The sequence below is a fragment of the Ancylomarina euxina genome (genome assembly GCF_003863355.1).
GTDB lineage: Bacteria > Bacteroidota > Bacteroidia > Bacteroidales > Marinifilaceae > Ancylomarina > Ancylomarina euxinus.
In genome coordinates this window covers 118,217-136,548 of record NZ_QQWG01000003.1, presented here as the reverse complement: position 1 = coordinate 136,548, position 18,332 = coordinate 118,217, and the positions used below count along the sequence as shown (strand labels likewise).

Sequence of the window (18,332 nt, the reverse complement as noted above, 5' to 3'; positions counted from 1 at the left end):
TTAGTTTATATTTAGCTTACAATTCACATCAAGTACAATACAAAGTCATGAATAAAATTGCAGTGGTTATCCTTAATTGGAATGGAAAGAAATTATTAGAACAGTTTCTTCCTTCTGTCACCCAGTTTTCCAATAGAGAATGGGCAGAGGTTATTGTGGCTGATAACGCTTCTTCTGATGACTCCATCTCCTTTCTAAAAAGTGAATACCCAAAGCTTAAAACCATTATTCTAGATAAAAACTATGGCTTTGCTGATGGTTACAATAAAGCTTTAGATCAGCTTGATCATGACTATTTTGTTCTTCTGAATTCTGATGTTGAAGTTAGTGAAAACTGGCTTGACCCTATTTATAATTTATTTGAAAAGGAATCTTATATTGTAGCAGCTCAACCAAAGATTAAAGCATACAATAACAAGTCAGAATTTGAATATGCAGGCGCTTCAGGGGGATATATAGATCATTTAGGCTATCCGTTTTGTCGTGGTCGGGTCTTTGATACTATCGAACCTGATTTTGGGCAATACGATCAACTTACCGATGTTATGTGGGCAAGTGGTGCCGCCCTTTTTATCCGATCAGAGATCTATAAAAAACTAGGTGGACTTGATGCAGATTTCTTCGCTCATATGGAAGAGATTGACCTTTGCTGGAGAATTAAGAACAGAGGCTTTCGAATAGTTTGCAATCCTGAGAGTGTCGTATATCATGTTGGTGGTGCAACCCTGCCAAACCACAGTTCAAGAAAACTACACCTGAATTTCAGGAATAATCTTTTTATGCTTTATAAAAACTTACCCTCTGAAAAACTTCTTACTACCCTATTATTAAGAATGATATTAGACGGTGTAGCAGGTATCAAATTTCTTCTTAGTCTAGAGTTCGACAATTTTAAGGCTTTATTAAAAGCCCACTACTCTTTTTATGCCAATTTAAGTAAGATGCGTGAAAAAAGAAGAGTTTTAAATCCTTTAGTAACTAAAGAATTTCATAATGAAATTTATAACGGAAGTATCATTGCAGACTATTTTATACAAAGTAAAAAGAGATTCTCTGATCTAACTTTCTAACAAATATTTCTAACTAGCGGTAAATTTCAAACCAACTATTGAGACTAGGAGAAGGAATAGAAAGAAGATCCGAGCAAAATGAACACTCTCTCCAAACAGAATGATACCTAAGATTGCTGTTATGAAAGCGCCTATTCCAGTCCAAACCGCATAAGCAGTTCCAACCGGCAAATTCTTAAGTGCCAAACCCAAAAAATAAAGACTTATACCCATCGCAATAATTGTAAATATACTAGGCCATAAACGAGAAAAACCCTGTGTGTATTTTAATCCTATCGCCCAGGCTGCTTCAAAAAGTCCTGCAATCAATAAATAAACCCAAGCTATATTCATTAGTTATAATTTTTCAATTGCTTTTTCAAGCTTAATTCCTCTCGATCCTTTAATTAAAATATATTTGTCTTTTAAATTCAAAGTGTCAAGATAAATAATTAGATCACCAACTGTTTTAAAAGTTTTGAACTTGTATTTTGAAGATAAAGTTGAAAAAATATCCCCAACCAATATTGTATCAGAAAGTTCATTCTGATTCAGTAATTCCAACAAATCAAGATGCTCCCTTTCAGATTCATTTCCTAACTCCAACATATCTCCTAAAATGAGAAATTTATTCTTCATTTTCATTGCTGCAAAATTTTCAATTGCAGCCTTCATACTCGTTGGATTCGCATTATAAGCATCAAGAAACAGAACATTATTATCTGTTTTTTTCAGCTGAGATCGATTATTACTTGGTGTGTAAGTTTCTAAAGCATCTTTTATATCAATTTCATCAATTCCAAAATAACGCCCTAAAGTCACAGCAGCTAGAACATTCTCGAAATTATAGGCTCCAATCAACTGCGTTTTAATATATAACTTCCCAATTGGAGACCGAAGTTCGATAATAAGTTTCGGCTCAGCTTGAAGAAAGCGAGCTTTAGAATAAGCCTTATCGGAATTGCCATAGAAAACTATCTTTTGTTTATTAAGCATCCCTAATAAATGATCATTTTCACAATTGACAAATACCTCACCATCATGTTTAGATAAATAATCGTACAACTCCTTTTTGGTATTTTTCACGCCTTCAAAGGAACCAAAACCCTCTAGATGAGCTTTACCTACATTTGTAATCAAGCCATAATTAGGTTCAGCTATCTCACAAAGCATCTTAATCTCACCAGGATGATTCGCTCCCATCTCAACAATTCCGAACTCTGTATCAGAATTCATTTCCAAAAGAGTTAAGGGAACTCCAATATGATTGTTGAAATTACCTTGAGTTGCTGAGGTTTTAAACTTCTTTTTCAAAACTTCATTGACCAATTCTTTGGTTGTTGTTTTTCCATTGGTTCCGGTAATGGCAAGAATTGGAATACCTAATACTCTTCGATGCTCTCTTGCCAACTGCTGAAGACAATCCAAAGCATCTTCAACCCATATAAATCGATCATCAATAGCATACTCCTTTTCATCCACTATAGCATAAGAACATCCATTTTCAAGAGTACTTAAAGCAAACTTATTACCATTAAAGTTATCCCCCTTTAGGGCAACGAATATGGAATCTTTAACAACCTTTCTACTATCAGTAACGACAATAGGGAAATTTTGAAATAGGGTATAAATCTCTGAAATATTCATAGAATGAGCTTGAAATTGAACTAGCGAATTTATAAAAAATTACAAGAAAAAACCCCATCGTTTATTGCGATGGGGTAAATCTTATGTAAGAATCATATAATCTATTTGCCTTCTACTGGAGATCCCACATGTGTCATTGCACAACGGAAGCCAATATCATCTCTAGAACTCTTTTGATCTAAGAAACGACGGGCACCTGGAGACAACCAGAATACTCTATCTTTCCATGAACCTCCTTTATAAACACGTGATTCATCGTTAATCAATGTATTGTAAGTTTTGTTATCTGCACCTTGCGCATTTAAATACATTAAAGATGAACCTTTAGTACGAAGTTCGTCATTCGTCCATTCTGTCTCAGAAACCACACTTGAAGCCAAATCACCATCTCTATGGTTTCTATTATCAGCTGTTCTATAGTTTACACGATTAACCAATTCCGCATCTTTTTGATCACGATAACGAATACGGCCTAAACTATCTTTCTCAGCAATATTACCTTCTTCATCAAGTAATGGTGTTTTAAACACATTACCTCTATATGGATTGAACTCAGCAACATCATAGGATGAAAGTGGACGATAGACATCTGCAACCCACTCGTTAACATTTCCAGCCATACAGAATAAACCAAAATCATTTGGCCAATAAGAATCTACAGGTACAGTCACATCACCAGCATCATTAAGAGCACCAGCCGACCCCATAAAATCACCTTTCCCTCTCGAAAAATTAGCCATCATTTCACCTCTGTGCTTCTTAGAGTCATTTCTAACCCAGTGTCCATTCCAAGGGAACATCTTTTTATCTCCAATACGCTCATCAGTAGAGTTACCAACAGTAGCTAAAGCTGCATATTCCCACTCAGCTTCAGTTGGAAGACGATACTTAGGCAACAAAATCCCATCTGACCAACGTACACGACGTTCTTCATTATCAGGATTTAAATCTTTAAGATTGGTTCCAACAACACCTTCGTATTGTCCCATCAAGTAGGCTTGAGTATTAAAGTTATTCTCGTTTCGTTGATCAGGGTTTTCTTTCAAAATCCCCTTCTCAATTAGAATTCTTTCGTTTACACGATCGGTGCGCCATTCGCAAAAATCAGAAGCTTGTTCCCAGGAAACACCCACAACAGGATACTCTGAATAAGCTTTGTGACGTAAATAATTATTTACGTAAGGCTCATTATAAGCAAGCTCAGATCTCCAAACCATCGTATCAGGCAATGCTTTTTTATAAACCTCAGGATAATCAACAAAAACACGTTTTGTCCAATGTAAATATTCTAAATAGTTGACATTTTTAACCTCAGTCTTGTCAATATAAAATGATGGAAGTGTTACACGACGTGGCATATTATTCCATTCGAACATGACATCATCCTGAGTACGACCCAAAACAAAAGTTCCTCCTTCAATAAATACCAAACCTGGTCCGGTTTTCTGAATGTAACCCTTCTTGTATTCAAATCCTCCATTCTCAGGATCATTATAAGCCCAACCTGTAGCAGACGAACGTTCTTCCTTACCTACAAGATTCTTCACCTTAGAACAGGATGAAAAAAGCAATAAAGTAATTGCGAAAGCGGAAAATAATAAATTCGATTTCATATGATTAAATTTTCTTTTTACTTCAAATTTATCCCAGATAATGAAGGGAATAAGTACAACTTTAAATATTTAAATGGCTTACTCAAATATAAAGATTTATCATCAATCAATTAATATGATATTCCTTTTAACCTGACATATAAACCTCATCCAGTTAATGCCAAAAAAGCATACAACCTTCATATCTATTGAACAATGTGTTAGTGTAAACTTCTAATTTACCAATTTTTTTCAACTATTTATAATTTGAGTAAAGGAAGTTTAAAATAGCTTCAGATTCTCCAATAGTTAAAGAAAACTAGTCTTTAATCAAAAAAAACACACACTTCACCCAACAAATATAACTAAAAGTAAATAGAACTTATTGTATAGAATTTTACTTTTTTATACATTTTATAAATCAACACTCATTTTACCTAAATACTTATCCAAATTTTCAATCTAATATTAACTTAAATCAAAATGCCTTAGTATTCTAATTAGATATAGACTTCCTCTCTGGATATAATATTATTTCTTCATCTAAATTATGAATATATTCACAGTCTATTTCATTGATAATATTTTCTAAAACCAATTCAATCAAAATCAATAATGCGTAAGCTCTTTATACTTATATTATCACTTGCATCACAGCTCTGTTTTGCTCAAAACCAACAAGAATTTGAACTCAACTGGTTTAATTCAGAAGTTTTCACCGATGAAGGCAAATCAATTAAAATACTCAGTTTCGAAGGTTCAAATACTGAAGCAAGCACAAACTTTCTACCTTATTTTTCTAAAAACTTAAAAATAGATAATAGTCGTTCTGATTATTCACTTGTTCTAAACAACACCATTTATGAATCGTTTACACAAGATGAACTAGATCTAATAGACCCATCTCAAATCAAATCCAAATTCGATTTTCAACTAAGTAAAGTTGGAATTCGAAAGCAAGAGTACTTACAAGTTAACTTTCTTCCCATCAGAAAAAATCCATCAACTGGATTACTTGAAAAATTAAAAAAATTCAAAATCAAACTTATTCCTCAAGCTTCGGAACAAAGAACAAAAAGTAGTACTAACGCAACTTATGCAAACAACTCCATATTATCAAATGGTAAATGGATTAAAATAAGTGTCGATTCAACAGCCATCCATAAGATAACATACCAACAACTTTTAGATATGGGTATTGAAAACCCAACAAACATAAGAGTATATGGTAGTGGTGGTGGCATGCTTCCTAAAATGAATAATGCTCTTAAAAGTGATGATCTTGTACTGAATCACATTTATATGTACAAAGGTAGCGATGGGATATTCAACGCTAGAGATTACATTTTATTTTATGCAAAAGGACCAAGATCCTGGCAATACGATGAAGATACCGATGAGTTTGTTCATGAAAATCACCTCTACAGTAATGTATCTCATTATTTTTTGACATCAGACAAAACCGCATCTCCATTAATTCAAAAAGTAAGTAACGAGCTTAATCCAAATATAACAGTCAGTGATTTCGATGCCTACAGAGTTGTCGATCTGGACAATAAAAATCTTCTCCGGTCAGGTCAACTTTGGTTTGGACAGATATTTGATATTACAACGTCTTATACTCTACAATTCAGTTTTCCAAATCTCAATACAGATGAAGAAATAAGTATTAACACACATGTTGCTGGACGCTCTTCTTCAAGCACAAAATTCATATTAAGCTCCAATAACAATTCCATTGGAGAAATTGACATTCCATCAGTGAATACCGGTAGCTATACAGCCACATATGCTTCTCAAATCAGACAACGATTTACTGATTATAAGGCAACACAAGATCAATTCACTATTAAAATTGAATATGAAAAAGGTTCTTCATCATCAATAGGATGGTTAGATTATATGAGGTTAAATGCAAGATGTCAACTTCAATTTGAAGGAGAACAGTTGGCTTTTCGTGATTCACGATCAGTAGGATCAGGTAATATTACAAACTTCAAACTAAAAAATTCGAACTCAAACACAATGGTTTGGGATGTAACTGATCCTTCGCAGGTAAAACAAATTGCAAGAGAACTTGTTGGAACTACAGCCAACATAAATGTTTCCCATAACGAACTAAAAGAACTGATAGCTTTTGATCTCAACTCTAAATTCCCTAGTCCCAGACTTGTAGGTGAAATACCGAATCAAAACTTACATGGCCTTTCAGCCACCGATCTTATTATAGTGAGTCATCCTGATTTCTTAAGCCACGCTAATCAAATTGCAGGCTTTCACAAAACACAAGATCAACTTAAGGTTTCTTTAGTCAGTACTGAAAGTATATACAATGAATTTTCATCAGGAACTGTCGATGTTGCAGCGATTCGAAATTTCGTTAAGATGTTTTACGATAGAGCGTCAAGCGAAAACGAAATGCCCAAATACCTTCTTCTCTTTGGGGATGGTTCGTACGACAATAAACTGGTTAGCCAAAGCAACACAAATAAAATTCCTACTTATCAATCGATCTATTCTCTCTCACCAACTCAATCATTTGTAACCGATGATTTCTTTGGTCTTCTCGACGATAATGAAGGTGAAGCTTTAGGTTTGGTAGATATCGGTATTGGCCGCCTGCCAGTTAATTCAAAAGAAGAAGCTCAAATTGTAACGTTTAAAATTCTAAACTACAACAAAAATGAAAACCTAGGAAAATGGCAAACCGCAATTTCATTCATTGGAGATGATGAAGATAATAACGTCCATATGCGCGATGCTAACAAGTTAGCCGTTCAGCTCGAAGAAAGTAATCCGGAATATAGAATTCATCGTATCTTTCTGGATGACTTCACACAAGTAAGCACATCAGCAGGAGACAGGTACCCTGAAGTAAATAGAAACATAGAAGACAATATCAACAAAGGGAACTTAATCGTTAACTATACAGGGCATGGCAATGAAAATGGTTTGGCTCATGAACGAATAATGATGTTTGAAGATATTGATTCCTGGAAAAATGAGAACCGCCTCCCCCTATTTATGACAGCAACCTGTGAATTCAGTCGGTTTGATCAATATCAAAAATTATCGGGTGGCGAAAGAATTCTCCTTAGAGATAATGGTGGTGGAATTGGATTATTCACAACAACACGCTTGGTATACTCAACTCCTAATTTCTTTTTAAATCAGAATTTCTATAACTATGTTTTCTCTAGGGATAGCAAGAATGAGAACTTACGCTTGGGTGATATTATGAGACTCACAAAAAATGCAAGTGGTTCAAGTAATAACAAACGAAACTTCACCCTATTGGGAGACCCTGCCTTAAAATTAAATTATCCCAAAGAAAATATCACCACTCTTAAGCTTAATAATATTGATATCAATCAAACAACTGACACTCTTAAAGCACTAAGCAAGATTACAATATCAGGGCAACTTGAAGATAAAAATGCTCAAAAACTCGCTCAATTTAATGGAATACTTTACCCTACCGTTTTTGACAAATTTTCTGATAAAACCACATTAGGCAACGACGAAACTCCTTTTGAATACAAGGAGCAAAGAAATGCTCTTTATTCAGGGAAAGCCAGTATAAAAAACGGTGAGTTTAGCTTTAGTTTTTTAGTGCCAAAGGATATCAATTTTGAATATGGTAAAGGAAAAATTCAATACTACGCAAAGAGTAACACCACTACTGCAAGCGGATATAGCGATAATATTATTGTAGGTGGGTCAGATATTAATAATATCGACGACAAAATAGGTCCTGAAATTGAGCTTTACATGAATGATGAACAGTTCGTTAATGGTGGAACAACCAATGAATCTCCACTCCTACTTGCAATCGTTCAAGATTCAAGTGGGATAAATACACTAGGGACCAATTCTGGACATAATATTCTTGCTACAATAGATCAAAACAATGATAAAAGCATAGAATTAAATGATCATTATCAAGCCGAACTAGATAGTTACCAAAAAGGCCAAATAACTTACCAACTTTCTAATCTTGAAGAAGGAGAACATCAATTAAACTTGAAGGTCTGGGATAATGTGAACAATTCATCTGAAAGTCAAATTGATTTTATTGTGGCAAAGGATGCAAAATTAGCCATTAAACACCTCCTTAATTATCCCAACCCATTCACAACGAACACAGGATTCTATTTTGAACACAATCAAGCAAGTGGTGAAATTGAAGTCTTAATTCAAATATTGACTGTTTCTGGTAAACTAGTTAAAACCATAGAAACTTCCATTAGCTCCTCTGGCTTTAGAGTGGGGCCTATAAACTGGGATGGAAAAGATGACTTTGGTGACGCCATAGGCCGAGGCGTCTATTTTTATCGAGTTAAGCTGAGAACTGAGGATGGTAAAGTGGCAAATAAATTTCAAAAATTAGTCATCCTTAAATAATAAAAATAAAGAATCAGAGTTATTATAATATATTTGCAGATCGAATCAATTTCAACTTTATGAATATTCAAAAAATCATAGCTAGAGCACTTTGTGCACTTGCTCTTTGTACTCTATTAAACAAAGCTAATGCTCAAGGGACATCAGTAACAGGAGCAAATTATATTTCAACTGCTGTTCCTTTTCTTTCTATAACACCTGATTCCCGAGCTGGTGCCATGGGAAATACGGGGGTTGCTACTAGTCCTGATCACAACTCTATGTTTTGGAATGCTGCAAAGTATAGTTTTACAAAAAGTGAGGCTGGTATTAGCGCTTCCTACACACCTTGGTTAAGAGAAATAACGGATGACATGAGCCTATCCTATCTTTCAGGTTATTACAGTTTAGATAAGTATCAAACCATAGCTGCATCCTTTAGATATTTTTCTCTTGGAGATATTTTCTTACAACAACAAGCAGATGATATCCCAATTAAAAAAAGTCCTTATGAATTATCTATTGATGTCGCTTACTCACGCCTCTTGGGAGACAATCTCTCTGGAGCGATCGCGTTCCGCTATATATTCTCAGATATTTCACAGGGAGGTTACGATAATCTTTCTAAAACGGCTAATGCTTTTGCTGCAGATTTATCGATTTATCATCGAAAAGAATATGGTTCTTCACATAATCCATCAGTCTGGTCATGGGGAGTAAATGTATCTAATATTGGTTCTAAAATAAGTTATTCTGATGATAGTGAGAAAGAATTTATCCCTACGAATTTGAGAATTGGTTCGACTTATAAGCACCAGATCGACCAATATAATTCGATCTCTGTCTCACTTGATATGAATAAGCTATTAGTTCCAAGTTCATCTGGAAGAAAAATTGATGAGAATGATGACAACCTATCTTCAAATAAAAATGATAAGAGTGTGATGTCTGGTATTTTCAGTTCATTTTCTGATGCCCCTAATGGCATGAGTGAGGAGTTCAAAGAAATAACTTGGAGCTTAGGTTTGGAGTATTGGTATCAAAATCAATTTGCCGTTCGTACGGGTTATTTTCACGAAAACGAAGATAAAGGGAATCGTAAATTCTACACCGCTGGTGTTGGCGTTAAACTTAGTATGTTCGATCTTGATTTCTCATATTTAATCCCATCAAGTCAAAATAATCCTCTACAAAATACTTTACGTGTTTCCATTTCTGCAAATCTGGATTTGAAATCGAATAGAAGATAAATTAAAAAAATATATAACTTTAAAATCCTCATTTCACATGAGGATTTTTTTGTACAAATTCATTTCAACACTGTTTAGTCAATTTAAGGCCTATACAGTCATGATAAAAATTATAAATAATGAAAATTAGAGTAGGGTTCGGATTCGATGTTCACCAATTAGCAGAGGGTGAAGAATTTTGGTTAGGTGGCATTCAATTGGATCATTATAAGGGAAGTGTTGGACACTCAGATGGTGATGTTTTAATTCATGCCATTTGTGATGCCTTATTGGGTGCTGCGAACATGAGAGATATTGGTTATCATTTCCCTGACACATCAGCTGAACTAAAAGGAATTGACAGTAAAATATTGCTCAAGAAAACGGTTGAGATCATTGCTGAAAAAGGATTTACAATTGGTAATATCGATTCGACCATCGCTTTGCAAAAACCAAAAATCAATCCGCATATTCTTGAAATGCAACAAACACTTGCCAATGTTATGGGAATAGATATTGAAGATTTAGCCATAAAAGCCACAACAACAGAGAAACTAGGCTTTGAAGGTACCGAAGATGGTGTTTCAGCCTATGCGACCGTCCTCATTGAGAAAAAATAGTGAATTGAATTTCAAATAAATAACATTTGCCTTTTTAACTTATGCTTAATATTTTGTATATTCATAGGGTAACAAAATATTAACCATTAAGCTTCCAAAATGAAAACAACTCTGGTTATTGGCGCAAGTACGAATGTTGAACGCTATTCAAACAAATGTATCAAGCTATTAAAAGAGCATAAAATAAAGACTTATGCTATTGGTAATAAAGAAGGTACTGCTTACACTGTAAACATTGAAACTGGATTCCCTCATTATACCGATATTAATACAGTTGCAATTTATATTTCGGCAAAAAACCAAAAAAGTTATTACGATTATTTAATCAGTTTAAAACCTCAACGCATATTATTCCCACCGGGAACAGAGAATTCAGAATTTGAGATAAAAGCTCGTGCCAATGGGATCCTGACTGAACAAGCGTGTCCACTGGTCATGCTAAATGTAGGAACCTATTAAACCCTTAAATTCAGAACATTAACTTATAAGGGCGAGCTAAGCTCTCATCTAACTCCTGTAGACTAATAGAACGAGATCTTCTTAGATATTCTTGTCCATTTAAATAAACAATAAAACTAGGATTCGTATAAAAGCCCATTTGAGCTGCTATTTCAGGATGGATAGCTGTATCTACTTGATAAGTTTGAATTTTAGGGTAATCATCCTTCATCAGACTCATTATTTTGGGTTTTAGCACTTGACATACACCACAATTGGGCGATGAGAAATAGATACAAAACGAAGCTTCTTGTTCTTTTAATTTTTCGATTTCGTTTAAAGATTGGATGCGCATTTTTGCAAAATTTATAATAAAGGGAGGATTCGAATCTCCCTTTTATTTTTGGTATTTTTATGATTTCTGACCCAAAATTAGAATTTTTAAGCAATTATTCTATCCTACAATAATTGTAATAGATGAAAATTGAAAATACCCTAAAGTCAAAATACAACTCTGTCAGCCTGTCATTTTAACTACTCTTTTTGTCCACTTATCCATATAGGCATACATTTTGCCGAATATCTTGTAGTTTTAAATCTATCTCATAGAAATAATGTAGATTCATATCGTCATTATACAAATGAATTCGTCTAAAATTCTAACAATAATTTCAAAAATAAATTCAAAACACATGAAAAAATCAGTCATTATCCTAATTATTATAGCTCTTCTTGCTATTTGGGGAATAAGTAAATCTGTCGGTTTTAAGAATAATATGGTTACCATGGACGAGGATGTGAATGGTCAATGGGCACAAGTAGAAAATGTTTATCAACGCCGTGCCGATTTAATTCCGAATCTGGTAAATACTGTAAAAGGTTATGCTGAACATGAGAAAGAAACCCTTACAGGAGTAATTGAAGCACGTGCAAAAGCAACCTCAGTAAATATTACTCCTGATAATATGAATGCCGCTAGCATAAAGCAGTTTCAAGCGGCTCAAGACGGATTAAGTTCTGCATTATCTCGTTTGATGGTGAGTGTTGAACGTTACCCTGAGCTTAAAGCTAATCAGAATTTCATGAACCTTCAAGCACAATTAGAGGGTACGGAGAATCGCATCACTGTTGAGCGTAAGAAATTCAACGAGTCGGCTAAGCAATATAATATTTACATTAAAAAGTTTCCTAATTCAATATTTGCGGGATTCTTTGATTACGAGAAGAAAGCTTATTTCGAAGCCACTAAAGGTTCAGAAAAAGCTCCTGAGGTTAAATTTTAATAAATGTAATGAGATAATGATGTGTGCTCTGAGATATCAAATATTCTCAGATCACATATCTCAATACTCACATCCAATATTAATAATATGAAACGAGCCATTCAGGATATTTCTACAATCCAGAAATAAAAGTTCTTATGGCGACTTCCATCTGAACGAAATTTAAAATTATAACAGATGAAATCAGCTGCTGATTTTTTTAGTAAAGAAGAGCAAATAGCTATTAAACGAGCCATTGCAGAAGCCGAAACAAATACATCGGGGGAAATTCGTATTCATGTTGAGAATAATTGCCCTGATGATGTTATGGATAGAGCCGCTTTTCTTTTTTCAAAACTGGAAATGCACAAAACTCAATTGAGAAACGGTGTTCTTTTTTATCTCGCCATTCGCGATCATAAATTTGCCATTCTAGGCGATGCTGGTATTAATGCTAAGGTTCCAGAATCATTTTGGAATCATACCAAAGAAGAAATACTAGGCTACTTTAAACAAGGCGAGTTTGCCACTGGGCTTTCAGAAGGTATAAAGATGGCTGGACTACAATTAAAAACTCATTTCCCTTATCAAGCTGATGATGTGAATGAATTAAGTGATGACATCTCATTTGGAGATAACTAAAATTAAAGCAATGAGATATTTTAAACAACTATTATTAATACTAACTCTAGCTCTTTCAAGTTTTTCTCAAGCGCAGGACATTCCAGCGCGGCCTAAACAGCAAGTATTGGTTAATGATTTTGCCAATGTTCTTACAAAATCAGAGGCGAATGCTTTAGAGAGAAAATTGCTCGATTTTTACGCTAATACAGGTAATCAAATTACTTTAGTTACGGTTAAAAGTCTAAAAGGTTCTGATGCTTCAAGTTTTGCATATGAGATAGGTGAAAAGTGGCAAGTTGGAAAAAAAGGCTTTGACAATGGGATCGTGATACTTTTCAAGCCAAAAACTTCAGAAAGCCGCGGACAAGTATTCATTGCAACAGGGTATGGCCTTGAAGGCGCTATACCTGACGCTACAGCTAAAGAGATTGTGAGTAACGAGATGATTCCCTATTTCAAACAAGGTCAAATATATGAAGGAATCAATCAGGCTAGTTCTGTATTGATGGGCTTGGCAAAAGGTGAATTCAATCATCAGCAATATGCAAAACAGTATTCAAGTAAAGGTGGCTCATTGGGATTCCTAATCCCTCTTTTTATCATCCTTATCTTTTCATTTATAGGACGCTCTCGATCTCGTGGACATCAGACCATGGGTAGTACAGGAAGTAGTCTTCCATTTTGGATGCTACTCGGTCTGATGGGGTCTAGTTCACGATCACATGGTAGTTCTTTCAACGATTTCTCATCGGGTAGCGGTGGATTTGGTGGCGGAGGAAGTAGTTTTGGTGGATTCGGAGGCTTTGGAGGCGGAAGCTTCGGTGGTGGCGGAGCTGGTGGATCTTGGTAATTAAACATTTTATTTACAATACACACGTCTATGAGACTATTTTCACTTCAAATCATATCAATTCTACTTGTGAGCCAATCAGCTCTAATAGCTCAAGAGGCTGTTGATACGATTCCTTTACAAGATCGTATCATCGTAACGCCTGATACGATTCTAAAACAAGTTGACGAAAAATTAGTCAGTATTGTTGGAGTTGGAGATATCATGCTGGGAACTAATTTCCCTCATCCCAAATATCTACCTCCACAAAATGGTGATAATCTCATGAAAGAACTTTATCCATTTATAAGTGATGCAAGCATCAGTTTTGGAAATTTAGAAGGTGCTTTTTCTGATTCATTACCCATTACAAAAAAATGTCAGGATACTGCTAATTGCTATGCTTTTCGAAGTCCTGATTTTCTCTTCAAACATATTGCTGATGCTGGATTCGATGTCCTGAGTATGGCTAATAACCATTCAGGAGATTTAGGTGTTGCTGGTAGGTTAAATACCATTGAACTGATTGAAAAGACTGGTCTAAGGCATGTCGGTTTATTAGAATATCCTACTATTGTTGTTGAACGTGATGGCGTCAAATTTGGATTTTGTGCCTTTGCTCCTATTAAAGGAACTTGTGATATTAATGATACAGAAGAAGCTGTACGTATTATAAAATCTCTAAACGAAAGATGTGATGTGACAGTCGTTTCTTTTCATGGTGGAGCTGAAGGATCGAAATACGAACATCTAACTAAAAAGCGAGAATTATTTTTGGGTGAAGACAGAGGTAATGTGTATGAATTTGCTCGAAAAATGATTGATGCTGGCGCTGATGTCATCTTAGGTCATGGACCGCATGTTTTAAGAGCTGTTGATCTGTACAAAGATCGTTTTATCATCTACAGCTTGGGAAATTTCTGTACTTATAGTCGTATGAAAGTATCAGGCATTAATGGTTTAGCTCCTATTCTAAAGGTGTTTACAAACAAGAAGGGTGAATTCAAAAAGGCTGAAGTAATTTCGTGCAAACAAATTAAAGGTTTAGGGACTCGAATTGACAAACAAAACAAAGCTGCTTTAAAACTGAAGGAATTAACGCTAAGTGATCTTCCTGAAGCTAAATTAAATATCAGTGCAGAGGGTTTAATTACACCAACAAACTAGATCGGATTCACATCACAAATCTAGCATACCAAAAAGGCCGTCGAAATTCGACGGCCTTTGTAATATCTATAGTCAGAATTACTCTTTTGTTTTGCGAGTTCTTCTTTTTGGCTTAGCATCAGCTTCTTCAACATCAGCTTTTTCTAGGCTACTATCGTAATCAACGATATAACGGTCAACCAAAACACGTCCACAATATTCACAAACGATAATTTTCTTTCGAGTACGAATATCCATCTGACGTTGAGGTGGAATTTTGTTAAAACAACCGCCACATGCATCACGCTCAACAGTAACGACAGCAAGACCATTACGCGCATTACTACGAATACGGTTATAAGCATTAATTAAACGCGGCTCAATTTTGGTTTTGTATTCAGCTGATTTACCATTCAACTTATCTTCTTCAAGTTGAGTTTCTGAAACAATTGCGTCTAATTCACTTTTCTTAGCCTCAAGGTCCATCTTTTTATCAGCTAAAACAGCATCTGATTTTTCAATCTGGATTTTCTTGCCAGAAACCTCTACTGTGAATTCTTTAATACGCTTCTCGCATAACTCAATTTCAAGCTTTTGAAATTCAATTTCTTTAGAGATAGAGTCAAATTCACGATTATTTCGAACGTTAGACTGTTGAGCCTCGTACTTTTTAATCAACAAATCAGCTTCTTTTATCTCTTGCTTCTTCTTAGTGATAGTATCACCAAGTACACTCACTTCAGTGTTAAGATTAATAATCCTGGTGTCAAGCCCCACAATTTCATCTTCCAAATCCTGAACTTCTAAAGGAAGTTCTCCTCTTAGCGTTTTAATCCTGTCAACCTCAGCATCAATACTTTGCATTTCGTATAGTGCACGCAATTTTTCTTCAACTGAAATATCCTTTAAATCTGCAGCTTTTGGATTTTGTGTAGTCATATGTTTACAAATAATTTATTGGATTCGAATTTATCTCTGAGATACGAACCGCAAAGTTAGGGAATTTTTTTGTAACTATCTCATAAAAAATTTCTCTAGTAAACTGTTCACTTTCATAATGTCCGATATCAACAATAATTAGCTTTCCTTCGGCATCGAAAAATTCGTGATATTTAAAATCTCCACTTATATAAATATCAGCTTTGGATGCCATGGCTTTTCTCAATAAGAAACTTCCACTGCCACCGCAAAGTGCTACTTTTCTTATCGTATCCTTTATAATAGGTGTGTGTCGTATAGCTCCACAATGAAATAAGCCCTTCAGTTTTTTCAAAAACTCAAGACTATCCATTGGCTTCTCTAATTCACCAATCATGCCCAAACCAACTTGAGGGTTTTTGTTCTCTAAAGAATATATATCATAGGCAACTTCCTCGTAAGGATGAGAACGGAATAAAGCGCTTACAATTGTCCCTTGTAAATGCTTAGGAAAAATCGTTTCAATTCGAGTCTCCGCTTCATAATGTAACTCACCTTGCTTACCAACATAAGGTGTCGCAGACTCATTAGCTTTAAAAGTACCTTCTCCTTTTGAATTAAAGCTACAAGAATCGTAATGACCTATCTGCCCTGCCCCAGCTTCAAACAAAGACTTACGAACCTCTTCTGCTTTATCAGATGGCACATAAGTCACTAATTTCTTCAAATCAGCACTTAGCGGATCTAAAACTTTACGATTTACTAAGCCCAATACATCACACATTTTATCACTAACTCCCCCTTTTACAGAATCCAGATTAGTATGAGCAGCATAAATGGCAATATTATTTTGAATGGCTAACATTACTGTGCGTTCCACATAGTTATTTCCATTAAATCGTTTCAGCCCTTTAAAAACAATGGGGTGATGTGATATGATCAGATTTAGGCCTTTTTTAATAGCTTCCTCTACAACTTCCTCTACAACATCCAAGCATATTAATGCACCAGTAATTTCCCAATCATATCTCCCTACAATTAAACCTGCATTATCATAGGACTCCTGATAAGATAGGGGTGCTATTTCTTCTATCGCAGCTACTATATCTTTTACTTTCAATTCTAAAATTTTAAGGGTTATATTCCTGATTCGGAATTCTAGATCATTTCTTTCATCTCTAGAAGGAGCGTCTTAATATCCTGAAGTCTTGACACGACATCAAAATTATTTTGAGTATCTTCTTTGTTTTCCTTCAACTTCAATTTAGCACCACTAAGGGTCATCCCTCTTTCTTTTACAAGATGATAGATTAAATGGAAATTATCGATATCGGCCTTTGTAAAAAAACGATTCCCTTTTTTGTTCTTCTTTGGCTTTATAATATCAAACTCCTTCTCCCAATATCGGATATGAGAAGTATTAACCGAAAACATTTCGGCAACCTCTCCAATGGAGTAGTAGAGTTTTTCTATTTTCGTTTCTCGATATGGCACAGCAGACTCTTTTTCAAACAGTATGACAGGAGCTTAAATTATAAGCTTAGACTAAATTAACAAAAAAGTGGCACGAAGTTAAATTTTTCGTGCCACTTTTTTATGTCTGCCAGTATCTTTTTGGTGAAACTAGTCCATTGTTTGACCAGTGTTCGCAGCGAAGGCAACCATACGGTCATATTCATCTGCCGATAGGTCATTAAAGTAATAATTAATAGGATTTAAAGTCTGACCTGATTTTCTAATTTCATAATGCAAATGAGGTCCTGTCGATTTCCCAGTATTACCCAAGAATGCAATAACTTCTCCTCGCTTTACTTTTTGTCCACGCTTGACGTTATAACCATTTAAATGAGCATAAAGAGTTGTATACCCATAACCATGATCCAAAACAACCGTTTTCCCATAGCCTTTATGCATAGAAACATCTTTAACAACAGCATCACCTGTGGCATAAAGCGGGGTTCCCAATTTACCTGTAAAGTCCATACCATCATGAAATTTACGAGTCTTATAAATCGGATGAACACGCCATCCGTAACCCGCAGAAATACGATTAAAATCTTTGATCGCAATTGGCATAATAGCCGGTATAGCTGCTAAGAGTTTGAACTTATTCTTAACCATTACCTCTACCTCGTCATACGACTTGGTTTGAACGTAAATAGATTTGGATAATTGATCCAATTTCTTTGCTGTCGAAATAACTAGATCAGCATTCTCTAAATTCTCTAAATTTCCGTAACGATTAACCCCACCAAAACCTGCTTTTCTAATATTATTATGAATAGGTTCCGCTTCAAAAATCACACGATAAATGTTGTCATCTCGTTGCTCAAGGTCACCCAAAACAACACGTGCTTTATTGAATTCGTTATTTAATCTTTCGTAATGAGATAGTAATTCCTGGTTCTCACGTTCTAGCGAACGCTCCTTTGGTGAACCAAAATAATTGAAGAGAATGGCCACCATAATAACAGCAAGGACCAAACTTGAAGCTATATGTTTTAAAAAGCCTAATGCTCGAGTCTTAAAGCTTACTTCAACTTCTTCGTAACTAATCGACTCAGGATTAAACTGATATTTGGTTTTTGCCATAGG

Annotated in this window: 17 protein-coding genes; 9 read left to right on the top strand and 8 right to left on the bottom strand. The window is 35.0% G+C overall.

The genetic code is table 11. From position 1 onward, the window contains the following. The first annotated feature begins 47 nt into the window (after positions 1-47). Positions 48-1,070, top strand: coding sequence for a glycosyltransferase family 2 protein (locus tag DWB61_RS04355; protein WP_125029672.1), 1,023 nt, complete (start codon positions 48-50; stop codon positions 1,068-1,070). Between the two features lie 9 nt (positions 1,071-1,079). On the opposite strand, the gene sugE is transcribed toward DWB61_RS04355, so the two are convergent. From sugE to gldJ, 3 genes are all read right to left on the bottom strand, one after another. After that, entirely contained in the window at positions 1,080-1,403 is a 324-nt protein-coding gene (gene sugE / locus DWB61_RS04350) for a quaternary ammonium compound efflux SMR transporter SugE (protein WP_156190172.1), read from the bottom strand. Between the two features lie 3 nt (positions 1,404-1,406). Beyond that, positions 1,407-2,696, bottom strand: a complete 1,290-nt coding sequence (locus DWB61_RS04345) for a UDP-N-acetylmuramoyl-tripeptide--D-alanyl-D-alanine ligase (protein ID WP_125029671.1) — start codon at positions 2,694-2,696, stop codon at positions 1,407-1,409. Positions 2,697-2,797: 101 nt separating this feature from the next. Beyond that, the gene (gldJ, locus tag DWB61_RS04340; protein WP_125029670.1) at positions 2,798-4,309 is read right to left on the bottom strand and encodes a gliding motility lipoprotein GldJ; all 1,512 of its coding nucleotides are present in this window, start codon (positions 4,307-4,309) and stop codon (positions 2,798-2,800) included. 594 nt (positions 4,310-4,903) lie between these two features. On the opposite strand from gldJ, the gene porU reads away from it, so the two are divergent. The 4 genes from porU (at position 4,904) to DWB61_RS04320 (ending at position 10,979) form a co-directional block, all read left to right on the top strand. Then, a complete protein-coding gene (gene porU / locus DWB61_RS04335; RefSeq protein ID WP_125029669.1) occupies positions 4,904-8,692 on the top strand; it encodes a type IX secretion system sortase PorU in 3,789 nt (1,262 codons plus the stop codon). A gap of 59 nt (positions 8,693-8,751) precedes the next feature. Further along, positions 8,752-9,921 carry a type IX secretion system outer membrane channel protein PorV gene (gene porV / locus DWB61_RS04330; protein ID WP_125029668.1) on the top strand — a complete coding sequence of 390 codons (1,170 nt, stop codon included), beginning with the start codon at positions 8,752-8,754 and terminating at the stop codon, positions 9,919-9,921. A 119-nt stretch (positions 9,922-10,040) separates the two neighbouring features. Then, positions 10,041-10,520 carry a 2-C-methyl-D-erythritol 2,4-cyclodiphosphate synthase gene (gene ispF, locus DWB61_RS04325; RefSeq protein ID WP_125029667.1) on the top strand — a complete coding sequence of 160 codons (480 nt, stop codon included), beginning with the start codon at positions 10,041-10,043 and terminating at the stop codon, positions 10,518-10,520. Positions 10,521-10,619: 99 nt separating this feature from the next. Next, positions 10,620-10,979 carry a CoA-binding protein gene (locus DWB61_RS04320; RefSeq protein ID WP_125029666.1) on the top strand — a complete coding sequence of 120 codons (360 nt, stop codon included), beginning with the start codon at positions 10,620-10,622 and terminating at the stop codon, positions 10,977-10,979. Positions 10,980-10,989: 10 nt separating this feature from the next. On the opposite strand, the gene DWB61_RS04315 is transcribed toward DWB61_RS04320, so the two are convergent. Further along, the gene (locus tag DWB61_RS04315) at positions 10,990-11,313 is read right to left on the bottom strand and encodes a thioredoxin family protein (RefSeq protein ID WP_125029665.1); all 324 of its coding nucleotides are present in this window, start codon (positions 11,311-11,313) and stop codon (positions 10,990-10,992) included. Between the two features lie 337 nt (positions 11,314-11,650). Here DWB61_RS04315 and DWB61_RS04310 point away from each other — a divergent pair, with 337 nt between their 5' ends. The 4 genes from DWB61_RS04310 to DWB61_RS04295 all read left to right on the top strand — a co-directional run bounded on the left by DWB61_RS04310 (position 11,651) and on the right by DWB61_RS04295 (position 14,840). Next, entirely contained in the window at positions 11,651-12,241 is a 591-nt protein-coding gene (locus tag DWB61_RS04310; RefSeq protein ID WP_125029664.1) for a LemA family protein, read from the top strand. 177 nt (positions 12,242-12,418) lie between these two features. Further along, positions 12,419-12,862 (top strand): TPM domain-containing protein, encoded by a 444-nt coding sequence (locus tag DWB61_RS04305; protein WP_125029663.1) that lies wholly within the window; start codon positions 12,419-12,421, stop codon positions 12,860-12,862. Between the two features lie 10 nt (positions 12,863-12,872). After that, complete coding sequence (locus tag DWB61_RS04300; RefSeq protein ID WP_125029662.1) at positions 12,873-13,694, top strand: TPM domain-containing protein; 822 nt, start codon at positions 12,873-12,875, stop codon at positions 13,692-13,694. 30 nt (positions 13,695-13,724) lie between these two features. After that, positions 13,725-14,840, top strand: a complete 1,116-nt coding sequence (locus tag DWB61_RS04295; RefSeq protein WP_125029661.1) for a CapA family protein — start codon at positions 13,725-13,727, stop codon at positions 14,838-14,840. Positions 14,841-14,918: 78 nt separating this feature from the next. Here the strand turns inward: DWB61_RS04295 and DWB61_RS04290 are convergent, their stop codons facing one another. The 4 genes from DWB61_RS04290 to DWB61_RS04275 all read right to left on the bottom strand — a co-directional run bounded on the left by DWB61_RS04290 (position 14,919) and on the right by DWB61_RS04275 (position 18,329). Then, on the bottom strand, positions 14,919-15,758 hold the full coding sequence (locus DWB61_RS04290; protein WP_125029660.1) for a zinc ribbon domain-containing protein: 840 nt from the start codon (positions 15,756-15,758) through the stop codon (positions 14,919-14,921). A gap of 4 nt (positions 15,759-15,762) precedes the next feature. Next, positions 15,763-16,857 carry a Nif3-like dinuclear metal center hexameric protein gene (locus tag DWB61_RS04285; protein ID WP_125029659.1) on the bottom strand — a complete coding sequence of 365 codons (1,095 nt, stop codon included), beginning with the start codon at positions 16,855-16,857 and terminating at the stop codon, positions 15,763-15,765. A 38-nt stretch (positions 16,858-16,895) separates the two neighbouring features. After that, positions 16,896-17,231: a MerR family transcriptional regulator gene (locus DWB61_RS04280; protein ID WP_125029658.1), complete on the bottom strand. Its 336-nt coding sequence runs from the start codon at positions 17,229-17,231 to the stop codon at positions 16,896-16,898. 129 nt (positions 17,232-17,360) lie between these two features. Beyond that, complete coding sequence (locus DWB61_RS04275) at positions 17,361-18,329, bottom strand: M23 family metallopeptidase (RefSeq protein WP_125029657.1); 969 nt, start codon at positions 18,327-18,329, stop codon at positions 17,361-17,363. Between the last annotated feature and the right edge of the window lie 3 nt (positions 18,330-18,332).

Excerpts from the sequence above, each read along its gene's own strand:
- ispF (WP_125029667.1), top strand. The coding sequence starts at position 10,041 with ATGAAAATTAGAGTAGGGTTCGGATTCGATGTTCACCAATTAGCAGAG.
- porV (WP_125029668.1), top strand. The coding sequence starts at position 8,752 with ATGAATATTCAAAAAATCATAGCTAGAGCACTTTGTGCACTTGCTCTT.
- DWB61_RS04320 (WP_125029666.1), top strand. The coding sequence starts at position 10,620 with ATGAAAACAACTCTGGTTATTGGCGCAAGTACGAATGTTGAACGCTAT.
- DWB61_RS04275 (WP_125029657.1), bottom strand. The coding sequence starts at position 18,329 with ATGGCAAAAACCAAATATCAGTTTAATCCTGAGTCGATTAGTTACGAA.
- sugE (WP_156190172.1), bottom strand. The coding sequence starts at position 1,403 with ATGAATATAGCTTGGGTTTATTTATTGATTGCAGGACTTTTTGAAGCA.
- DWB61_RS04355 (WP_125029672.1), top strand. The coding sequence starts at position 48 with ATGAATAAAATTGCAGTGGTTATCCTTAATTGGAATGGAAAGAAATTA.
- DWB61_RS04300 (WP_125029662.1), top strand. The coding sequence starts at position 12,873 with ATGAGATATTTTAAACAACTATTATTAATACTAACTCTAGCTCTTTCA.
- DWB61_RS04345 (WP_125029671.1), bottom strand. The coding sequence starts at position 2,696 with ATGAATATTTCAGAGATTTATACCCTATTTCAAAATTTCCCTATTGTC.
- DWB61_RS04290 (WP_125029660.1), bottom strand. The coding sequence starts at position 15,758 with ATGACTACACAAAATCCAAAAGCTGCAGATTTAAAGGATATTTCAGTT.
- DWB61_RS04310 (WP_125029664.1), top strand. The coding sequence starts at position 11,651 with ATGAAAAAATCAGTCATTATCCTAATTATTATAGCTCTTCTTGCTATT.
- DWB61_RS04305 (WP_125029663.1), top strand. The coding sequence starts at position 12,419 with ATGAAATCAGCTGCTGATTTTTTTAGTAAAGAAGAGCAAATAGCTATT.
- DWB61_RS04295 (WP_125029661.1), top strand. The coding sequence starts at position 13,725 with ATGAGACTATTTTCACTTCAAATCATATCAATTCTACTTGTGAGCCAA.
- porU (WP_125029669.1), top strand. The coding sequence starts at position 4,904 with ATGCGTAAGCTCTTTATACTTATATTATCACTTGCATCACAGCTCTGT.
- gldJ (WP_125029670.1), bottom strand. The coding sequence starts at position 4,309 with ATGAAATCGAATTTATTATTTTCCGCTTTCGCAATTACTTTATTGCTT.
- DWB61_RS04315 (WP_125029665.1), bottom strand. The coding sequence starts at position 11,313 with ATGCGCATCCAATCTTTAAACGAAATCGAAAAATTAAAAGAACAAGAA.